Source organism: Paenibacillus xylanilyticus (genome assembly GCF_009664365.1).
GTDB lineage: Bacteria > Bacillota > Bacilli > Paenibacillales > Paenibacillaceae > Paenibacillus > Paenibacillus xylanilyticus_A.
Genome location: NZ_CP044310.1, coordinates 1,839,802 through 1,859,859, shown reverse-complemented (window position 1 = coordinate 1,859,859; position 20,058 = coordinate 1,839,802). Strand labels below are relative to the sequence as shown.

17 protein-coding genes are annotated in these 20,058 nt (G+C 50.2%); 3 read left to right on the top strand and 14 right to left on the bottom strand.

Annotation, left to right across the window (positions count from 1 at the left end; all coding sequences use genetic code 11):
• Positions 1-39: 39 nt before the first annotated feature.
• From F4V51_RS08450 to F4V51_RS08400, 11 genes are all read right to left on the bottom strand, one after another.
• Positions 40-1,356 (bottom strand): F390 synthetase-related protein, encoded by a 1,317-nt coding sequence (locus F4V51_RS08450; protein WP_153977646.1) that lies wholly within the window; start codon positions 1,354-1,356, stop codon positions 40-42.
• A complete protein-coding gene (locus tag F4V51_RS08445; protein ID WP_153977645.1) occupies positions 1,353-2,213 on the bottom strand; it encodes an MBL fold metallo-hydrolase in 861 nt (286 codons plus the stop codon). Before F4V51_RS08445 ends, F4V51_RS08450 begins: the two co-directional genes overlap by 4 nt.
• Positions 2,207-3,202 (bottom strand): NAD-dependent epimerase/dehydratase family protein, encoded by a 996-nt coding sequence (locus F4V51_RS08440; RefSeq protein WP_153977644.1) that lies wholly within the window; start codon positions 3,200-3,202, stop codon positions 2,207-2,209. Before F4V51_RS08440 ends, F4V51_RS08445 begins: the two co-directional genes overlap by 7 nt.
• Positions 3,199-4,419, bottom strand: a complete 1,221-nt coding sequence (locus F4V51_RS08435; protein ID WP_153977643.1) for an ATP-grasp domain-containing protein — start codon at positions 4,417-4,419, stop codon at positions 3,199-3,201. Before F4V51_RS08435 ends, F4V51_RS08440 begins: the two co-directional genes overlap by 4 nt.
• Positions 4,409-5,410, bottom strand: coding sequence for a beta-ketoacyl-ACP synthase III (locus F4V51_RS08430; RefSeq protein ID WP_153977642.1), 1,002 nt, complete (start codon positions 5,408-5,410; stop codon positions 4,409-4,411). Before F4V51_RS08430 ends, F4V51_RS08435 begins: the two co-directional genes overlap by 11 nt.
• A 169-nt stretch (positions 5,411-5,579) precedes the next feature.
• Complete coding sequence (locus F4V51_RS08425) at positions 5,580-6,461, bottom strand: TIGR01777 family oxidoreductase (protein ID WP_153977641.1); 882 nt, start codon at positions 6,459-6,461, stop codon at positions 5,580-5,582.
• A gap of 79 nt (positions 6,462-6,540) precedes the next feature.
• Entirely contained in the window at positions 6,541-7,062 is a 522-nt protein-coding gene (locus F4V51_RS08420) for a hypothetical protein (RefSeq protein WP_153977640.1), read from the bottom strand.
• 186 nt (positions 7,063-7,248) lie between these two features.
• Positions 7,249-7,980, bottom strand: coding sequence for a YdcF family protein (locus F4V51_RS08415; RefSeq protein WP_153977639.1), 732 nt, complete (start codon positions 7,978-7,980; stop codon positions 7,249-7,251).
• A 180-nt stretch (positions 7,981-8,160) separates the two neighbouring features.
• Complete coding sequence (locus F4V51_RS08410; RefSeq protein WP_323131807.1) at positions 8,161-8,712, bottom strand: nucleotidyltransferase family protein; 552 nt, start codon at positions 8,710-8,712, stop codon at positions 8,161-8,163.
• A 277-nt stretch (positions 8,713-8,989) separates the two neighbouring features.
• Complete coding sequence (locus tag F4V51_RS08405; protein WP_153977638.1) at positions 8,990-9,847, bottom strand: EamA family transporter; 858 nt, start codon at positions 9,845-9,847, stop codon at positions 8,990-8,992.
• 50 nt (positions 9,848-9,897) lie between these two features.
• Positions 9,898-10,854: a metallophosphoesterase family protein gene (locus F4V51_RS08400; RefSeq protein WP_153977637.1), complete on the bottom strand. Its 957-nt coding sequence runs from the start codon at positions 10,852-10,854 to the stop codon at positions 9,898-9,900.
• Positions 10,855-11,065: 211 nt separating this feature from the next.
• On the opposite strand from F4V51_RS08400, the gene F4V51_RS08395 reads away from it, so the two are divergent.
• The 3 genes from F4V51_RS08395 (at position 11,066) to F4V51_RS08385 (ending at position 13,645) form a co-directional block, all read left to right on the top strand.
• Entirely contained in the window at positions 11,066-11,836 is a 771-nt protein-coding gene (locus F4V51_RS08395) for a DeoR/GlpR family DNA-binding transcription regulator (protein ID WP_153977636.1), read from the top strand.
• A gap of 73 nt (positions 11,837-11,909) precedes the next feature.
• Entirely contained in the window at positions 11,910-12,455 is a 546-nt protein-coding gene (locus F4V51_RS08390) for a TetR/AcrR family transcriptional regulator (protein ID WP_153977635.1), read from the top strand.
• Between the two features lie 41 nt (positions 12,456-12,496).
• Positions 12,497-13,645, top strand: coding sequence for an MFS transporter (locus F4V51_RS08385; protein ID WP_236146728.1), 1,149 nt, complete (start codon positions 12,497-12,499; stop codon positions 13,643-13,645).
• A 334-nt stretch (positions 13,646-13,979) separates the two neighbouring features.
• On the opposite strand, the gene F4V51_RS08380 is transcribed toward F4V51_RS08385, so the two are convergent.
• The 3 genes from F4V51_RS08380 to F4V51_RS08370 all read right to left on the bottom strand — a co-directional run bounded on the left by F4V51_RS08380 (position 13,980) and on the right by F4V51_RS08370 (position 20,058).
• Positions 13,980-15,869: a rhamnogalacturonan lyase family protein gene (locus F4V51_RS08380; protein WP_236146795.1), complete on the bottom strand. Its 1,890-nt coding sequence runs from the start codon at positions 15,867-15,869 to the stop codon at positions 13,980-13,982.
• Positions 15,870-16,105: 236 nt separating this feature from the next.
• Positions 16,106-17,623 carry a sulfatase family protein gene (locus F4V51_RS08375; protein WP_153977633.1) on the bottom strand — a complete coding sequence of 506 codons (1,518 nt, stop codon included), beginning with the start codon at positions 17,621-17,623 and terminating at the stop codon, positions 16,106-16,108.
• A 29-nt stretch (positions 17,624-17,652) separates the two neighbouring features.
• A complete protein-coding gene (locus tag F4V51_RS08370; protein ID WP_153977632.1) occupies positions 17,653-20,058 on the bottom strand; it encodes an AraC family transcriptional regulator in 2,406 nt (801 codons plus the stop codon).

Genomic DNA, 20,058 nt, shown 5'->3' with positions numbered 1-20,058 from the left:
CTGAACATAGCTGAGTATCCGCTTCGCTTAAGTCCAAGTTCAACCACGTTGTCTCTCCACTCTACGCAGCTTGATCATTCCCGGTTCGAATGTATAGGGAACGTAATCCGTCTGTGGCACAGTACACTCAAGCCGCTCCCCCAGTTTCAGCAGTTGACGCTGCACCTCGCTCTTCACCCAATCGAGATCATCACTATCCCCCCCAAGTCGAAGAGCGATTTCCAGTGATCCGTCCCTACGCTGAACGACCCGGTAGTGCTCCAGATTCGAAGAAGCGGCAATAACCGCGCGGGTGATGAAGTCCGGAAATACAGGTACCTCCTCGCCGGTATGTCGATGTGAAAAATAAAGCGTATCATCACAGCGGCCTTCGATCCGCTCAATGGCGGTAAAGGGAGAGCCGCAGTCACATGGGGCGGCTGCCTCGGTTAGAATGTCATTCAGCCGATACCGGATTATCGGCTGTGATGTCCTGGAGAAGTCCGTAATAATGGGAACAAATCGCCGGGAAACAGGATCAATAAACTCTTTTTCGATATGGACAATATCTTCATTCAAATGCAATGTGCCAAGACGGCAGGTCGCACCCAGAAACCCCTCTGTACATTGGTAGACTTGATGAATGGTTTGACCAAAGACGCGCTCCAGCACCTTGCGATCAAGCGGATCCAGGACTTCGGCCACAGAGATGATTTTCTCGGGTGTCACGGTCAGTGAAGCCGCTTGATATGCATCGGCCAGCATTCTAAGCATCGATGGAGGAGCTACCCACACGGTGGGACGATACTCTTCCATACGCTCGACCAAGGTATGCACGGGTTCCAGCAGATCAAAATATTGAAATTGCAGCTTGCCCCGCTGCACCGACTCATATAGATTACTGTTAGCCCGCAGGAAAAAGGCAATCTTGGCAGGCTTCCACAGCCCACCAGGCAGCAGTTTGGCCAGCACTGTCCCCGTCCAGGCGTCCTGCTCCCGCTCACTCACAAGAAATAATCCCCGGTTCCCCGATGTCCCGGAGGAAAGACCGACCGTAATGCCTTGAACGGACGGCTTAAAATCACGTGTGTCCTCACTTTCACCTGCGAGAGTCATGGCTTCGTTCTTCGAAATCCCGACCGTGTTGAGCTGGTCGAAATGCTGCATCATGATCGTTTTATCGATTATTGGAAAGCTTCTCCATGCGGATGTTTCAGCATCTCCCCACCACTCTCGGTAAAATGGAGACTGTGCACGAACTTGCCCGATATGCCGAAGGATCTGACGTTCCTGCCAGTGTTCGAGCTCCTTACGTGATTTCCATTTTCGCAGTCCGCGTGCCAATGCATAATGATAGACTATACGCATGGTGCTCATATGTAATTCCCTCCCGTCCCCCACGCATTCAGCGCTTCCAGGCAGTGGCTGGGTACAATCCGAATCTCGGGAAACTGCTGGTGTAACCGAACGAGCTTGTCGAAATTCATTCTGTATTCGGAGCGATCTGACATGATGATGCCTGCCAGTGCATGCGGTCTGCGCTGTTCACGAAAAGCCCGGCTGGACCACACCGCATCGGCGCACAGAAAATAGTCCTGTTCGCCCGTGCTGAGCAGGATGCCCATCATGCCTTCTGCATGACCGGATACCTCTACACCAAGCAGGCTGCCATCACCGAAAAGATCGTGTACCTCAGAAAAGGGGAAGTCGTCTCCCGCCTTCGTCCATCGCTCTGGCTGTGTCATCACGGGCAAGGATCGGTCTGCAAAATCTTCCGGCAAAAGTCCGGATAGAAACCCGGCTTTCACTGCAGCAACCGGACCGAGTGAACGCACGGCCTCATACGCTTGGGGCAGATAGATGAACTGTGCCTCCGGGAAGTCACGCACCCCTGCGATATGATCACCATGAAAATGGGAAAGAATGATATATCGAATATCCGACGCTTTTAACCCTAACCTTGCAAGGAATTGTACCGCACTGTCCTCTTCACGATACACCACAGGCGTAATATGGCGATACAGCGCATTGGGCAGATGTGCCGTTTCCTTGAAGAAACGGGAGCTGTATCCCGTGTCCAGCAGCATCGGACCATGCACGGGATGAATAATACAGGCAAAGCCCGCAGGAAAGGGCACTGGTCGTAAACTTCCGCCTCTAATGGTCAGAAACTCCGGATGGGTACAGAAGCCAGCAGCCCCCAGATGAAGTTCTACCTTCGTTGTTGTCAGCATGATTCTGCCCTCCACCAATCTGCAAACTGCTGCAGGCCTTCTTCAATGGTTACTCGTGGTGTATATCCTATCCGCTCTCGGGCGTCATGAATATTCAGCGTTTGCGGGATGGCTAACGAACCCACGGTGTATCTGGTCAGCTGTGGTTCGCCAAGCATAGGCAGGAGACGATGCACAACCTCCAGCAGCGATGCTGCTCCATAAGCTGCCCTGTAAGGAATAGTTCGGCGATGCAGCCGCATCTCAAGCAATTCAAACAGATGACTCACCAGTTCGTGGAAAGGCCGCGGGTCGCCATTGGAAATATTGTAGGCCCTCCCTAGTGCCTCAGACGGCGCACTCCAGCATAACAGCAGCGCATCCACGACATTATCCACACAGGTGAGATCAATGACAGCCTGGCCGCCCCCAATCATAGGAACACCTGATTTACGGTTAGCTGCGACGATTCTGGGGAAAAGCGTCTGATCATACGGACCGAAGATGGCTCTCGGGCGAATCATGATGGAAGGAAGTCCGTTTGCATGTGCCCGAAGCACCACGTGCTCCGCCATTCTTTTGGTAGCTGCATAATGATTCACTGGTTTGGCTGGCATGGGATCATCCTCATGAATGTCATATCGGGGTCTATAATTAAAATACACACTGGGCGTTGATACGTGGATGAATCGCTGTACATCCGCTCGCCTGCAACCGTCGACCAGATGCTGTGTCGCTTCCACATTGCTGCTGTAAAAGTCCTGGTATTTGCCCCAAGGCGACGATAGCGCCGCACAGTGAAAGACGGCATCCTGATTGGCACATGCCTCAGCTGCTACGGACTTGTCACGCAGGTCACCTTGATAAAATTGAATTCCTTTGGCTTCCAGCTGAATACCGTATTCTTTTTTGCGGCCCATGCCCGTCACTCTCCAGCCCTGTTCTGCGAGCCTTAGCGCCAGATGTCTGCCCAAACAACCTGTTGCTCCTGTAACCAATGCTCTATTCATGGTTGTTCACCGTTCCATTCTATGTCGTGAGTCAATGCTTCAGTCAGAGATAGCTTGTGCTTGCGTGCAAGACGCCAGGCGGACAGCACCACGGCCGCTTGTTCCAGCATGGGGCGTCTATCATTCTTCAGGTGTACGACATCTCTAGTACCTCGCCAGGCTGCCATCCATGCTCGCCACTGATCCGGTCGTCCCATCTGCTGCAATCCGCTGCCCAGCATCGGGAGCATGAGCATGGCCCTGCTCTGCTGCCTGGGAGTTACCAGGATACCTTCCTTCACCAGCGACTCAGGCGTAGTAATGGCACGCACCAATTCATCCCCAGGATAGAAGAGATGGATTCCGCTTGTAGCCCTCGGATTGCACTCAATGGCAACCACCCGCCCCTCCGGTCCTTCAATAAAATCAAAACCAATCTGACCGCTAAATCCGGTAGCCTCTACAAATTGCTGAACCCACTCATATGTACCCTCGTGCTCCACGTGTTCGAAATAGACACTGGCTCCCACGCTGCCTGTGCGATAGCGGCTGTCATACGTACTATGAGCCACCATGTTCCCTTCATGAGCAACGCTGTATGTGCACAATGCTCGCCCAGAAACGTAAGCCTGAGCTACCCAAGGGAGGGCTGATGATATTTCTGCCTCACCTGGAGGAACGTTCCGTGAGCCAGGCATGCGAACTCTGGCGGCAAATCGGGAATACACCGGCTTCCATACCCACTTCCCTTCCGTTTCCAGAACAGATTGGGTCTGAATCCATTCTTCCCGGCTGGTAATCAAACGTGTATCCGGTACAGCAAGGCCCATGGATTGTGCAAGCTGGATAAAATGAAACTTGTGATGCAGCTTATGCAGCTGCTCCAATGGAGAAACAAGAACATGGCAATACGGGCGCAATCTCTCTGCTCCCTGCGCAATATAGAACACTTCTTCACACATTGGAAGCAGCAGGTCGATCTGCGATGCTTGAATAATCCGTTCGAGCTCAGACAGATATGCCGCTGTTTCATGACGCGGGGATGGTACAACATAGCATTGCTCCACTGCACCGGACAATCTGCATAGATGACGTGATGCACTCTCCGCAACATACACACGATAACCTGCGCGCTTGAGCATGCGTGCCAGATCTAGTGTAACGGGAGCACGCCCCCCAGTGAGTAATACACTTCGGATTGCAGCAGCATGATTCGATTCTCTCAATCTAGTAATCAAAAATAAGTCCTCCCAATGACAATCCAGCGGCCGTTCCGATCAGGAGCACCCGATCACCTCGCCGAATACGCTGCTGCTTGATCGCCTCATGCAGTCCCATGGGAATGGATGCGGCAATGGTATTCCCATGGTTTCGTGTAATGTCCATAAAGCGGTCTTCGGGAATATTTAATTTTTTGCGGATCAATCTCATGGCCATGGCACTTCCCTGATGCGGAATGACCAGCTTAAAATCTTCCATCCGGTTTCCGGAGGCCTTCAGCATATCGTCCATGAATCCGGGAAGAAGCCTGGAAGCCATCCGGAAGATCGCCTGCCCATCCATGTGAAAAAGGTAAGGCTCCGGCTGATCGGCCACATAATTGGAGGCATGCAGCCGTGTACCCCCACCGGCAATTTCCGAGAATCTCGCCCCCCGGCTGTACGTCCTCAGGGAAGCATGCACAATTCGGGAAGATTGCTCTTCTTCGGAACGTTCGATAATGACCGCGGCGGCTCCATCGCCAAAGAGGGCCGCACTCTCCTTATCCGACCAATTCAAACCTGCAGAAGCGATCTCTGTTGCTACGAGCAGTACCCGGCGATAACGACCCGCATCCACCATATAGGAAATGACGTCCAGGCCGTTTAGAAAGCTCAGACAGGTTGCATCCATATCAAATGCCGGTATGCCTGATTCCTGTTCTCCCATGGCTTGTTGGATGAATACCGCTGTACTTGGCAAAGGCTGCTCCTTCGTTCCGCTGGTGCACACCAGACAGTCGATATCGGCAAATTGCAGTCCTGCGTCGGCAAGCGCAGCTTCTGCAGCTCTCGCCCCCATGAACGAAGATGTTTCCTGACCGGAAGCATAATGGCGAACACCTACGCCCGTGGCTTTGGACACCCAACCTGCCGGCACATTCAAGCGGATATCCAGCTCCTCGTCCGTTACTTTTCGCTCCGGCAGATACTTGCCCGTTCCGGCAATTCTCACTCTTCTAAGTTGCATTTCCCCAACCTCTTTCTGTTTCATCTGACTGATTCAAATGACTTTTACACTGCACCAGAGATGCCGAAACGTCAGCGGACCCAAATCTCCAGAACATACAGCAGAAGGGCAGATCATCTGCCCTTCCGAATGAAACATTGTATTCGACATTCTTTTTCAGTAATTCATACTATTTCAGAATCTCATCTAGTGCGGTGTCGAGCGTATCGTGCTTAAACGTGAACCCTTCCTGCTCTATCCGCTCTGGGATAACCCAGCGGCTTTTGAGAACCAGCTCCGTTTCGGTCCGAATAAATCGCGCTCCTACTTCAAGCATCCATCGAGGAGAAGGAAGCCCAATGCGGACGCCCATATGACGTCTCAGGCTCTCCATCAGTTGGCGATTGGTAACCGGATGCGGAGACGAAGCATTAAACACCCCTTCAAGTTCCGGATGCTGCTGTAGATAAAGGACCATGCGAAATAAATCTTCGATATGAATCCAGCTGAACTGCTGTGTTCCGGGACCCTGTGACCCACCCAAGCCAAAACGCACCAAATTCGTGAGCGGCTCCATGACGCCGCCTTTGCCCAGTACAATCGCAATTCGCAAGGCAATCTGGCGGGTAGAAGGCAGACTGAATTCGAAGAAAGCCTGTTCCCATGCCTTAGCTACATCCACCGAGAATCCGGAGCCAATCTCACCTTCTTTTTCGGTCATGGGGCGGTCTTCTGCATGTCTGTAGATCGTGGCCGTACTTGAATTGATCCATAGTTCAGGTGGAAGGTCACATTCAAGAATAGACTCGCCAAGAATACGTGTCGTGCTGGTCCTGGACTCTAGGATAATCCTGCGATTCTCGTTGGTGTAACGACAGTTTACAGATTTTCCGGCCAGATTAATCAACATCTCAGCACCTTCAAGGGCTTGCCTGATACCATCGGAGTCCTCCCAGGCAATATGACCTGGCTGACGTGAGATGATGAGCACCTCATATCCAAGTTTCTTGAACCTTTGTGCAAAATCCTGACCGACAAATCCCGTACCTCCGGCCAATACAACCTTCTTCACGTGATCCCCTCATTTCCATAAGCGATAAGACAATCTCTCCTATATGGATAAACACGGTTACTGCACGTTTCGTTCGATGTTATTTGGCACCCATGGCTGCATACAGCCGATCCCGCTCTTGAATCGCCCAGGTGTTTGACGGATTATGCTCCAACTGATAACGGAGTTCATCATAAAAATCATGAATCATGAATCCTTCAGGCAGTGTCCCAAGCATGCTTGCAAAATCATACTCCGGCAGGGCCTTCTGTCCTTCCCCAACCTGCTTCAGCCAGTTCATCCACGAGGCAAGATCAAGCACTTCTTCCTGCCACAGTTCTGCCTGTAACCCCAGAGCATCCTGAAGCTGTTCATAGGAAGCCGGATCAGGGAACTGCCGACAGGCCTTAACAGCCAGATCATACAGCTCCATTAGAGCAGGCCGAACTTCATGCTTGATTTCCATGTCCAAACCTTCCGTAAAATCCTCAGCCCGGATGCTTGAGCCGTCATCATATAATAAGGGTGCTTGTGCAAGCAGACGTACAAATTCTTCCATGTCGTTCGTTGAAATCTTCTTTTGCTCATAGAGAGCAGGTAACATATACGTGGTAATCGTCATTCACTCCTACATCGTTCTTCTATTAATGACGTATATTATAACATGATTTGGCTGAGTATCCTTGAATTCACTTGAACAACGACAAAAAGCAGTCAAGCCAGAATCCATTCTGCTCAACTGCTTTTTGCACATGTTCTGAGATTCAGCACCTCGTGAAACTTTTGAATGTGAATAGAGAAGATAACTCTACATAAAAGCCTTGACCACTGCAAAATACTCACGGATCATGTTGATCGGTTTCAGGTATCCCGGAGACGGGGCCGAAATGCCGTATTCGGCAGCGTAGCCATTTTTGGCAGCCAAGTACTTGGAGCGGAACATATGGTAGTCACTGGTTACAATCATGATCTCGGGGTGCTCCAGCCCCGCTTCGTCTATAATTTTTTTGGAAAAGGCCATATTCTCCTGCGTGCTCGTTGACTTGTCTTCCATAATAACCTGGGCTGGCGTTATTCCCTGGTCCACAAGATAGTTTTTCATGGCGAGTGCTTCAGGGATCGACTCCCCTGGCCCCTGACCTCCGGATACAATAACCGGCGTCTGCGGATGGTTGCGGATATAGTCCAGACTGGCATCCAGTCTCTGCTTCAGCGTCAGTGATAACTCTGTGCCTCTGATGCCTGACCCCAGGATAATGACATAATCCGCCTGCTCCGGATCGTTCGCATTTAGCTGTGTAAATACCAGTGCTTCAATAATGACAAAGGAAACCGCGCCAATACCGAACACCGTCAACAAAATGCGCTTAAGCACCACATGCTTCTGGTAGTCAATCCGTCGAAGTATGATAAAAGCGACCGTAAGCAGCCCAAACAACATCACCGCGAAATTTCGGCCCCAGAATATCAGAAAAACGACAAAACAGGCTACCAGAAAAAGATCAATGATCAGGCCTTTATCTTGAATAAACTTTTTCATTAACCGGGTAACACTCCTTCTTAAACCTGCACCGCTTGCTCTCTACGGATCCCACAATCAGGCTGTTGTATACCAAATAAACAAATGATATGAATGTTCGTTACGACCCAAATTTGCCACCAGGCTCCATGGATCGTATGTAAGCAGGTTCAACGGGAGGTCCATTACGGCTTTTGAAACTCATCCCTTCACAATTGTGAGCTTCAGCCATTGCTCCTGCCAGCGCTTCTTCTCTACACGCCGGTTGTACTCCAAGATATTCTCGTATAACGGACTGCGGCGAACAGTTAAGGCATACAGGTCATCCAATCCATACGGGGCACAGAACCTGATCTGGTCCTGTTCATCCAGCTGAACGCCTATAGCGGTTACGATCTCGGGCCAGTATCGCAGGGCATCTTCTGTAGACTGATAAGGCACGGTGCCATTGCGCAGATGCATTCTCGCCTGGTTTTTCACGGACCACTTGGGATTGCCCGTCGCCTCCCGCAGCTGCAGCTCCAGTTGGACATCACGGTCTTCATTCAGATCTTTGGGATCGAAGTATACTACATCAATATCGCTGTGCAGTTCGCGCTGAGTATAGCCATGGAGAAGATCCCAGATATAATTACGAATATACCCCGCACCGATGTAACACTCAGGCAGCCCCAGGCTCCGAACCTGCCGCAAATCATGCATTAATTTCTCATGTGCCTTAATGGACTGGATGAATCTCTCCTCAAGCAGCACCTGATCCTCTCCTTACTTTTTTGCTCGTTAGGCCCTATTCTATGACTCTACCTCATTGAACTCCTCTGACTCCAATATACCATGCTTGCGTACCTTCGATAAAATAGACAAAACCCCTCAGTCATACCTGGAAGATCATCTTGGACAGATGCTCCTTAAGGTATGTCTCCACTGAGGGGATTAAAGGAAGATTTATTGGGAAGCTTCATTGGGAAGCTTCAGAAGCCAGAAACAGCAGCAAGGGCATACACCATGTATCCAAAACCTGGAGTTAAAATCATCCCCACATGCCGATCAGCAGGATTCCACCAAAAATGACGATGGAGCAGAGTATCCGCTTTTTCCCCTGCTGCTCTTTTAACAATAAAATGCCGAGGAACGCCGCAAATACCGTTCCAACTTCACGCAAAGGGCCCAATCTCGCCATGGGAGCCTGCTCTAGAGCAAACAGGAATAACAGGTACGAACCTGGGTTCAATAGTGCCCCAAGCATAATAGTGGATCGGTTCACTTTCCACTCCTGGCGTAATTGCCGGGAAGCCAGAAGCGCCGGTGTCAGTCCGGCAACGAATCCGATGTTCGTCACTTCAAGCAGTGACAAGGGCGAGATATGCTGCAGGTTTAAATTGTCCACAAATACATAACTGGTCGTGCATAGTCCCACACATAAAGCCATAAGGACCGGCTTCAATCCCTGTTTTCGTGAGCCCTGCTTGGCATCTTTGCCTCCTACCCCGCTAAGTACCAGAAATCCACCGAGCATGCAGGCAATCCCGATCCATCCGAACGAAGACAGGGTTTCTCCCAGGAAAAAGACACCGATCAGAGGCACCAGCAAGGTACTCGTTCCCCGCATAATCGGATAAATCTGGGACAAGTCACCAAGCTCGTAGGTTTGAGATAACAGCCAGGAATACAACGCCTGCAGAGCCATCGATAAAACCAACAGGGCATAAGCCGCCATGGTTAAGGGTTCACGTACCAGCTCCACAATGAGTACAGGCAGCAGGATGACGGTAGGAATCATCATAATGGACCACAGAAACACACTTTTATTCAAACTTCGTTTGGTGAACATGCTCCAGACAGCATGAGCCATTCCGGATGCGAGCACCAGAAATATCGGTAAAATCATACGTTATTAATTCCTCTCTAATTGCCTTGCTCTATTGAACTCTATTTCGCTTAAGTGCTCTCAGGTTGATGTTCCGGCTGTTCCATGACGAGTGATCCGTCTTCGAGACGAATCCAGGTATCGAAGCTGCGCTGACCTGCCTGCAGCTGAATGACCCTTCCTCCGCGCAGCATACCTTCTCTTCCATAGGTATTGTGCCCGCTTGAGCGCCCGTAACAGAGACGAATGCCGTGAAGTTCGCCGTGAAAATCATTCACGTGATCATGTCCGCAGAACGTACCCATCACATCGCCCATCTCCAGCAGCGCCGAGAACAGACCGGAGTTGACTTGTGCAGCACAGACCGGTTCGTGCTTGCTGCCGTAACATGTCTGAGTGTCCCACATCACTTGATATTCCGGAATCGGGATATGGAAAAACGCCAAGGCTGGAAGCTTCTCCCCACGGCTGCGGCCGGGATTCACGCGTGTGGATTCAGACATCAGCCACTGGATCTGATTGGGCTGAACCCAGCCATAACCGGGGATCTCCGGGAACGACGAATAGCTTCCCGAATCAAGAAAATACAACACGGCTGCCGGAGCGCCATCCGCTCCTGCAATCTCAAGTGTGTAATTGCCCATCCCTGCAATTTCTCCCGGGCCCGGCTCTGTTACCGTATGGTGATGCTCCTGAATGACATCCATCAGACCAGCCGGTGTAATCCGATTTTCGGTATCATGATTACCGTACACAAATGCCCACGGAATCCCACATTCCTCCACAACAGATACGGCTTCACGGAAAGCCTGTTCTGGATACTCGCACGCCTTTTTCCCGGGATCAACGGGCCCTGTGTAGATTACATCACCCGTAAATACAACGAGGTTCGGCTGCTCTGTTTCAATGACCGTTTTCATCAACTGACGGGTACGCAAGTCTTCAGGCCGACCATCTTTCCAATGCAGATCCGTAAACTGAACAATTTTGAACGTTTCATCCGCTTGAAATGCAAGCTGGCGTCTCATATTGGTTCCCCCTAATGGTTCGTTATGTACATACACCACATCTCTGTGGTTTTTTGTGGTTTTATGTTGATTGTTTGATCCGATCTTATCTCTACCTCTTCATCCTGTCAATACATTTATTCCGGTCATGCAGCAAGCATACTATAGCTAGAAGTATAAAAATTAACGTAGAATAGAAAAAAGTACGAAATGGATAACGGGAGGATATTGTATGTCATTAACCTACGAAGAACGAAGACAGACCATTCTGGCTCAATTGGCCACCCAGGGAAAAGTTCAGGTGCAGCTGCTGGCTGACCACTTTCAGGTATCAACGGAGACCATCCGGCGCGATTTGGACCGGCTTGAAAAAGAAGGTGAATTGCGTAAAGTTTATGGCGGTGCAGTACGTGTACGCTCAGGAATGATTGAAGACCCTTTTCAGAAGCGTTCATTACTGCAAATGACCGAAAAACAACGTATCGGCGCTGCTGCAGCATCTCTAATTGAGGATGGGGAAACCGTAATGCTGGACAATGGGACAACGACGCTTGAAATCATGCGCCAGCTGAAAAATCGGTCACAGATCACCGTTATTACCAACTCTGTACCCATTCTTGCCTGTGCGCTGGAGGATTTCGCAGGTAAGATCATTTTTGCCGGAGGCGATATCAATCCAGCGGTACAAGCCTCGACGGGGCATCTAGCTCATGAATTGTTGAATCAATTCAAAGTTAATAAAGCTTTCATCTCTGCCGGTGGTATATCGTTAACGGATGGCATCACAGATTATATGCTGGAGGAAGCCCAGATCTCCCGTAAGATGATGGAACGTGCGGAGGAATCCATTCTTGTAGCGGACCACACCAAATTTGGACGCTCCACCTTTGCCCAGATTGCACCCCTGGATCAGATCTCCATGGTCATCACGGACGATGGATGTCCCGCAGAGTGGGTAGACACGCTGCACGGAATGGAGATTGAAATGGTTCACAGAATTTGACAACCGAATTGAATTGTTATAATTTAGGGTATAATGATCGTTCTATCTGATCCTAAAGGGAGAGATTGCAGCTATGAGCAGCAAAAAGGAAATGCTGTTGAACGTGGCGGAAAATTTATTCTATCAGCATGGATTTCATTCCATTGGCCTGAAGCGAATTATCACGGATGCAGATATTGCCATCATGACCTTATATAATCACTTTGATTCCAAGGATGACCTCATTGTGGAAGTTCTTCTTCGGAGAGAACAGCGATATCTGGAACAGCTGAGACAATATGCCGATAACAAGGCACAGCCCCTGTTTCTGAATTTAGCTGAAGGGCATGCACGCTGGCTGATGGAGCACGAGTCCCGAGGTTGTATGTTCTTGCGTGCCAAGGAAGAGTTTGGCGGCGATCCGGAACATGTGATTGTTCAAGCTGTGCATGCGCACAAAAAACATGTGATGACCCTGATAAAAAAATTGGATGCGTCCATTACGGACCGGGATATGATCCGATTTTCCCTACTCTTGGAGGGCTCCACCGCGCTCGCTGAGACTCAAGAAGTAAGTATTGTCTGCCGGGAGCTGCTTGACATGACTCGAAACAGTTTCAAGTTGTCCCACACCGGGTGAGTTATAGTTCAACTCACTTTTTTTATTTCAGCAGAAATATAATGATCGTTCTATCTAAAAAGGCGGTGGATATGTTGAAACGAATTATTTTTCCCGGGATCGCACTTATTTCGGTATGTTATGCGTTCGGGAGATTCAGTTATGGTCTGTTTATGCCGGAAATTTCGCAAACGCTGCAGCTGAATGATACCCAGTCAGGTGCAATCAATTCAGCTACTTACATTGCCTATTGTCTCTCTTTGATCATTGCACCTTTAATTATTAATCGCATCGGTCACTACCCGGTTATTCAAATGGCAGGCTTAAGCGCCATACTTGGTTTACTTGGCATCGCCCTTTCTCCAAATGCCTTGGTCCTAACCATAGCCGTATTTCTCGCGGGACTGAGCACAGGCCTGGCTTCTCCTGCCTTGGGTAACACCGTCTATGCGGAACTTCAGCCTGAGCAGCAGGCCAGAGGCAACAGCTGGATTAACACGGGAACAAGCTTTGGCATTATCGTTTCCGGCCCAATTTATCTATTGTTCAGTGAATACTGGCGCTGGTCCTATATTTTTTTCGCCATTCTTGGCGTTTTAGTTTTGTTGTGGAACAGACGCGTTCTATCGCCACGCAAAACCGAACCTTGCACCAAATCACTCTGGGCATGCATGAAACCCACTAGACCTGGTATAGCTCTGCTTATGGCTTCTCTATTGACAGGCTTCAGTTCTGCGATCTATTGGACGTTCGCGCGAAGCTTTCTGACGGACGAAAAAGGGGCCTCCGATTCGGAAGCCGTATTGTTCTGGATTGTGATGGGGGTTTTGGGGATTCTGGGCGGTTGTGCCGGCCGAATTATCGATCGAATCGGTATCGGGCGTTCCTATCATGTCGGAATCCTGCTGCTCGCCATTTCCCTTGGTGTTATTATTCTGCCATCCATGACTGCCAGTCTGACGTCTGCCGTTTTGTTCGGAAGCACCTACATCTTCCTGACCAGCGTGTTTATCGTGTGGGCAACCAGACTATTTCGTCCAAATACGTCGATCGGGATCAGTCTTGCCTTTCTTGCACTGGGTGCAGGACAGTTCTTCGGCTCTTCCATTGCGGGTTACACGATTGATGCATTCTCCAATACGACAGCATTTATCGCGTTTGCCGTACTGGGACTGTTTGGATTGCTGATTCGGGTCAAAGTAGCAGATTGACATCTATGCAGCTATACGGTCAACACATCCACTGGGCACATCGGTTTCCGATGTGCCCAGTGGATTCTGGTGTATTGGCATGGGTAGGAACCATCTGTTAATACGTGGACGCCGTATCCATCACACACTGTGATGTGATATAGTCTGATTGAATCTGATTGTGATAATGGATCAGCAGATGGCACATCAAGCTCACTGAAAGCTTTATTTTTCATTGCAGCTGATGATGTCATTTTCCCTTCTATTGATTACCTCGGCTTGCAGCACAGCTGCAGAATGATATGCTTTGGCGAAGATCACGCATCTGAAACATCTCCTTCCGCAGGATTATAGCTTAGTCCCTGTTGTACACGGCAGGGCGAATATTCGGATACGGAGGTTCTGACATGCCTTCGCCCAGATAATAATCTGTCAGGAGGGATTGCATATATCCTTTTACAGCCAGGCCATTGCGATATGCCGGATTATGCGGCAGCGTGTAGAGGCGGACATCCGACGGGATTGTTGTTGTATACAGACGCAGCTCCTTGAAGTCATTTGTTTCATAGAGAACCTCTTCTCTCCAGTCTCCAAGCAGATCACCATACAGGACAGGGGCATTTCTGGAATTCACACGAACATCGTCCGCGGTAAACAGACGTGTTGCCTCATTCTGTTCCCAGTTCCACTTTTCCACAAAATTCTTGTCCAGCAGTTCACTGAGCACATCCCCGTCCCACCAAATTCTGAAATTGGTCGAAGGCTGGACCGAACTGATCACTTCGCCGTCCACGTTGTAGATGTTGCCTGAGCTGGACCACATCTCAAGCCCGCTGTGCCGGGGATCAATATCGGCCAGTGTCCCTCGTGCAACGTCCTGCGGAAGTTCTCCTGTGCGAATAATCTCGCCCGTTGCAGCATCAGCATAAAACCAAGGAAATTGATTAACGTTCCCGTTCTCGGCCTGCTGGATACCGAATTGTTCCAACCCCGGCCGATTCGGATCGATATCTGTGATATGGAACCGATCACCATGGACTACACCAGGTAGACTATATAACGTTTCCCCATTATCATCGAGTGCCCATCCGCCAAATGAAACCTCGTCTTTCCCATCCTCATCGAGATCTAATATGCGAATCTGATGGAAAAACTCGCCGTCCGCTCCAGTGTGTCTCCAACGCTCATTCAATGCTCCACCTGCATAGTCGTAAGCTGACGTCACATACTGAAAATTGCGGCTGAGTGCACGATTCTTAAGTGCTGTAATCAGGCTGGGATGCTCCCCGTCCAGATAGGCAATGCCGAAGTGGCCGCTGAGCGGACCATCGGCTGCATAATCATTGGTGATGGTTGTGCGTGCTGCCTCAATACCGGTCAGTCCATCCACAACAGACACATATTGCGCACGCTCGGCTGAAGCAGGGATAATCTTGCCATCCGCAAAGGTCACACCTTCAAAGGTACGCAGCAGCACTTCGGCCTTCCCATCACTATCGAGGTCAAACACGGTAATATTGTCGTTATCCCGCCAACCCCCAAGTCCAGCAACCCCGAATTCGCTGACGGAAGCAGGCGGTGCGTTATAGGTATCAATGGTTGTCACACTGTATGGACCGAGATCAATCCGCCAGAGGAAACCTTCAGTCAGGCTGTACGCCTCCACATATTTGTTGCCCCCGTTGACAGGGATCCGGGTCACCACAACTTCGTATTCTCCATCACCATCCAGATCACCTGGCCAGCCATGCTGCACAAAATAATCGGATGGATTGGACGTTATGTCTTGCAATGGAATACGGAAGTAATCTCGAATCTCAGGGTCGGCTGCAAGCTCCACTTCGGCAATTTCCCCCTGCAAAGTCCCACTCACGTAAGATTTCACAATATACGTATGACTCTGGGTTACATCTACATTCTCATCTGTGTAGTTCGTTCCTTCGGCAAGTGGATAATCATTCAGCTTGATCTCCTCGGACCCTGTACGGCGATAAATATCAAATGTAACCTGCTGTGGTTCTGTACCCAGCAGACGCCAGCTAAGATATACCTTGTTATCACCCAGATATACGGCAGTAAGCCCTCTTCCCAGATCTTCAACCAGGCGCGGCGCAGACCCTCCTGCAGCATGTGCCCGAGGTATACTGCCTTCCGGTGAAGTTATACCAGACAATACTATCAATCCGCCCAAAAGCCAGGTTAACCATACTCTATTTTTTCCTACTGCAGTCGTTATGGATTTCATCAACGGTTCCCCTCCATTATTTGGATTAACCTAACACTATGCATATCAAAAAAGGCAAAGCCTGTTATCTCCGCCCCATGAACCAGTCGGTGAGATCGACTGATCTGGTTTAGTGATAATCAACTTTGCCTCCGGCTGCCCGGTCAACAGCTATTTCTATCCAACCTGTTCTAACGTGGACAATGGTATGAGTTTTCATTAGGAAATGTCAGTGAGTATTAGAGCAGCGATTGCTCTCACGACTCTAACGGCTTGGTTCCTCCCCGATCGTAGAAAAATGGGCCCTTCGCCCAGCTAACCGCCAGATGCATCAGCAGCTCCGTCTTCAACTGCTCCCTGATGCTGGCATGCTGCTGTTCCTCATACAGATTCGTCCATTCATGCGGATCAGCAGTCAGATGATACAATTCGCCTCTGGTTTCATGCACTCGGGAAGCAGACTCCGCGACAGAACCTTCAATGTACAGAATAAGTTTCCACTCTGCTGTCCGCCACATATAGGCTGGCGCTGAATGGGGCGCGGTTACACCTTTGCCATGAAATTCGCAAAATGTTCCGCGGTGCCGGAGATTGCCCAGCAAATCCACCCCGGGTAACATCGGATTGGCGTCAAGTCCGGCTGCACGCGTTAACGTCGGCACCAGGTCCACCAGCTCCGCGGGCCTCCGGTCCATTGTTCCCCGCTTGTCAGGCGGAATATAGGTACCCGCCAGGATGAGCGGCACTCTTACGCTGCTGTCATACAGATTATATTTGGTGAAGCGATAATGCCTCTCCCCAAGCATTTCTCCATGATCCGATACAAATACAATCAGTGCATGGTCCAGCCTTCCCCGTTTCTCCAGCTTCTCAAGAGCCTGTCCAAAATAATGGTCTAGCCAGGAGCAATTCGCCCAATACCTCAGTGTGGTCCTTCGCCGCTCTTCCGGACTTCGCTTCTCCCACACACTCTTCTTGTCGAGGTACGCAGCACGACTATTGCTGTTCAGGTCATCCGAAGCTGCCAGATGTGTTGAAGCTTCCTCTTCCCATGGCGGCTGAGGAATGTCCGGAATATCTTCCAGCTTGTAGAGTTCTTCAAACTCCCGAGGTACATTGAATCCGGCATGCGGCTTCAGGAAGGACAGATAAAAAAATAACGGCCTCTCCGGATCTATTCCCTCATCCAAAAACTGCAGTGCCTGCTCGGCTACCCATCCGTCTCGATGCTGATTCATGGGAATCTGGCTCGTAAGACCCGTGTAGCCGTTAACGTTTTCCTCTCCACCGCCAAAGTCCTTCGTCTCCTGATGGTATGCTTCAAGCGCTTCAGGATGAGAATCCCCCATCATGGTAGCCCCTTGCTCGTAATGACCGCTCTGCCGGGAGAGACCGATGGACCTCACTTCGAACCCGCGCGTAGAAGGTTCATCCACGCCATCGCCATGATTCCAATGGGTTTTCCCGAATCCGGCAGTTTGATAACCTGCACGCTGCATTAATGCTGGCAGGGGCTCGGACGGTAGTTTGTCTTCCTCAAAGAGACCGCCGTAATTCGTGCGAACTCCAAGCTGTGATGGATAATATCCCATCATCATCGAACTACGGCTTGGTACACACATGGGGGATTGGCATACCGCTTCACGGAACGTAATCCCTTCGGAAGCAAGTCGGTCCAGATTCGGCGTATGAATATGCTCGTTAAATGTTCCAATGCAGTCCCATCGCTGTTGATCCGTCATTAGAAAAATAATGTCGGGCTTGGTCTGTGACACGTTACATTCCACTCTCCTTCGTCGGAAGATTAGACAGAGCAGTTGCCCCGAGTATGCTCACTCTGCTTACGAACGTCCTCCCGGTATCGACTGGGTGTCGTTCCCTCGCTTTTCTTGAACAATCGGTTAAAATAACTGGGCTGATAACCAACCTGCTCTGCGATTTCATTGATTTTGACGTCTGTGGATTCGAGCAGTACCTTTGCCCGACCTAGTCTCACCTCTGTCAGATAGTCCACAAAGTTCTGTCCGAATGCCTGCTTGAATGCCCGGCTTAACGTGTAGGAGTGAATTCCGTGAATGTCCGCGAGTTCATCCAGCGATAACGCTTCTGCATATTGTTGTTCGGCATGCTCCTTGATCTGATGCACAGCCATCTGTATCTGCTTCTCCTCCTTGCCAGTGAATTCCTCCACACATACATGCACGATTCGTTCCTTGAACCATGAGAATAACTCATCCAGGTCACGCAGCTGCAGCACCTCTTCATACACCGCCAAACCGAATAGTTGTACCGGATCTTCGCCTAACTGCAGCAGGGTGTGCTGGATCCGGGCGAGCAGTTGAAAAACGGCCTGTCTGGCCTGATTCTCTGCCGCTTCTACATGGGCGTAGCTGCCAATGAACAATCGGAAGCGCTCCATGGCTGTTCCCTGATCGCCGTTACGTAAGGCCGAGATGATGTCCTGTTCCAATTCAAGCGGATACGTTCCCTGTTCCTTCCGATCCTGTTCTGCTTTTTCAATCATATCGATGATGCCTGCACCTGAAGAAAACTGCCTTTGCCTCAAAACCGCTCTCGACTCTCTGACCAGCTGCGGTATATGAGAAGCATCGGATGTGATCTTGCTAATCGAGATCGTCATACGTACATCCAATTCGGACTGCACGATCTCCAGCCATCGCTGCCCTATTGCAATGAGTTGTTCCCGGGATGCAGGTGCCCCCGGTTGGTCATCTGGCGAGATGGCGATCAGCAGAGCGATCGACATGTCGTGATAGTTGAGTATTTCTGTGGGGTAAGGGAAATCTTCGAGCTGTGTTCCCAAAATCTCGGCTGCCGCCAAGCTGATCCATTCTGGTGATTCACTCCGATTGAGGTAGCCGCCCTCTTGAAGGGTAACAGGACCCGGACGTATATGAGCCAGCATAATCATGAACTGCTCCTCGTGGAGATTCCATCCCACTTGGGACAGACGTTCCCGCCATTCATGGTCACTGGGTAACAGCAAATGACCTAGCGTCAGCTGGATCAGCAGACTCTCCCTCGCGAGTGGCAGATGTTCCTCCAGCCGCCGCTGGAGGGATTCACGTTCACGATTCACGCCAATCCAGTGCTGTTCGATATGCTTGATTTCATCCAGCTGCACGGCCGAGCTGGATGCTGCTGCTCCATTTGGCCATGAAGTCCGAGCAGGAACAGCAGCCTCTCCGTCCACACCGTTTGCAGTAAATATTCGCAGCAATCTCGTGAATGGCTTGTAGAGCTGTAGCGAACCAATCCATGACAGGAGCAGAGCGAGTAACAATCCACTTCCGTTAATGAGCAGAACGATTCGGGGTACGGACACAATCGGAGCTACAATTTCATTCAACGGAGCCGCAGATACGTAAGTCCAATCCGTACCCAATCTGCGAAAAGTGCCGGACTGAATCGAATAGGTCATACCCTCGTATTCCATCAGGAAGGAGCTGGGCTTCTCTTCAAGCTTGAGCACATGTTCACGGACAGCTTGCTGTAATTCACCCAGATTTTGATCCTGAGGAAGCAAAGGTACTCCCTGTTCATTCAGCAAAAAGGTCGTCCCGCCCTCATACGGAGACAAGGTCTGCAGCATGCTGCCAAGCTGTTTGTTATCCAAAGTAATGGTTAACGCACCCAAAGCATCATCACTTCCACTCGGAAGCCGGTTCACCATCATCATGGAGGCGCCATCCATGGAACGGGACCAATAGGTGGCCCGCGGCTGTTCAGTCAGGCTGTGGTACATCTCAATTTCCTTAGGGTCGCTCATAAAATCATACCGCTCCGAATCCATCTTCACGGCTCTGGGTTCTTCCAGATACAGTTGAACCTTGCCAATCAGCGTATTGGAATTCTTAATCATCAGCAGCAATCGATAGAGCTCATGAACCTGCTTGTACTTGTAGACAAAATCGAGATCCTTCAGACGGTTATCGAACACTGGATCGAAGGCCCATTGTGAGAAAGTCAGTTCAAGCGCATCCAATTGTTCGCCGACCCAAGCGGTGCGTTGTTCAAATTGCCGCAAATGCGTTTGCTGCAAAATATGCTCCATTTTGACCGTAATCCATCCATAAAGGAGCACTCCCGTAATAACCCCCGGAATGCAGGCGATCAGCAGAATCATCATCAGACTGCGCCTGAAATAACGCCCTTTGGGCATAGGAACTCGTGTACGCTTGAACAACAT

What these genes read in the sequence shown, in the direction of transcription:
- F4V51_RS08450 (WP_153977646.1), bottom strand. Translation starts at nt 1,356, where the DNA reads ATGAGCACCATGCGTATAGTCTATCATTATGCATTGGCACGCGGACTG.
- F4V51_RS08445 (WP_153977645.1), bottom strand. Translation starts at nt 2,213, where the DNA reads ATGCTGACAACAACGAAGGTAGAACTTCATCTGGGGGCTGCTGGCTTC.
- F4V51_RS08440 (WP_153977644.1), bottom strand. Translation starts at nt 3,202, where the DNA reads ATGAATAGAGCATTGGTTACAGGAGCAACAGGTTGTTTGGGCAGACAT.
- F4V51_RS08430 (WP_153977642.1), bottom strand. Translation starts at nt 5,410, where the DNA reads ATGCAACTTAGAAGAGTGAGAATTGCCGGAACGGGCAAGTATCTGCCG.
- F4V51_RS08420 (WP_153977640.1), bottom strand. Translation starts at nt 7,062, where the DNA reads ATGACGATTACCACGTATATGTTACCTGCTCTCTATGAGCAAAAGAAG.
- F4V51_RS08415 (WP_153977639.1), bottom strand. Translation starts at nt 7,980, where the DNA reads ATGAAAAAGTTTATTCAAGATAAAGGCCTGATCATTGATCTTTTTCTG.
- F4V51_RS08405 (WP_153977638.1), bottom strand. Translation starts at nt 9,847, where the DNA reads ATGATTTTACCGATATTTCTGGTGCTCGCATCCGGAATGGCTCATGCT.
- F4V51_RS08400 (WP_153977637.1), bottom strand. Translation starts at nt 10,854, where the DNA reads ATGAGACGCCAGCTTGCATTTCAAGCGGATGAAACGTTCAAAATTGTT.
- F4V51_RS08395 (WP_153977636.1), top strand. Translation starts at nt 11,066, where the DNA reads ATGTCATTAACCTACGAAGAACGAAGACAGACCATTCTGGCTCAATTG.
- F4V51_RS08390 (WP_153977635.1), top strand. Translation starts at nt 11,910, where the DNA reads ATGAGCAGCAAAAAGGAAATGCTGTTGAACGTGGCGGAAAATTTATTC.
- F4V51_RS08385 (WP_236146728.1), top strand. Translation starts at nt 12,497, where the DNA reads ATGATCGTTCTATCTAAAAAGGCGGTGGATATGTTGAAACGAATTATT.
- F4V51_RS08380 (WP_236146795.1), bottom strand. Translation starts at nt 15,869, where the DNA reads ATGAAATCCATAACGACTGCAGTAGGAAAAAATAGAGTATGGTTAACC.
- F4V51_RS08370 (WP_153977632.1), bottom strand. Translation starts at nt 20,058, where the DNA reads ATGTTGTTCAAGCGTACACGAGTTCCTATGCCCAAAGGGCGTTATTTC.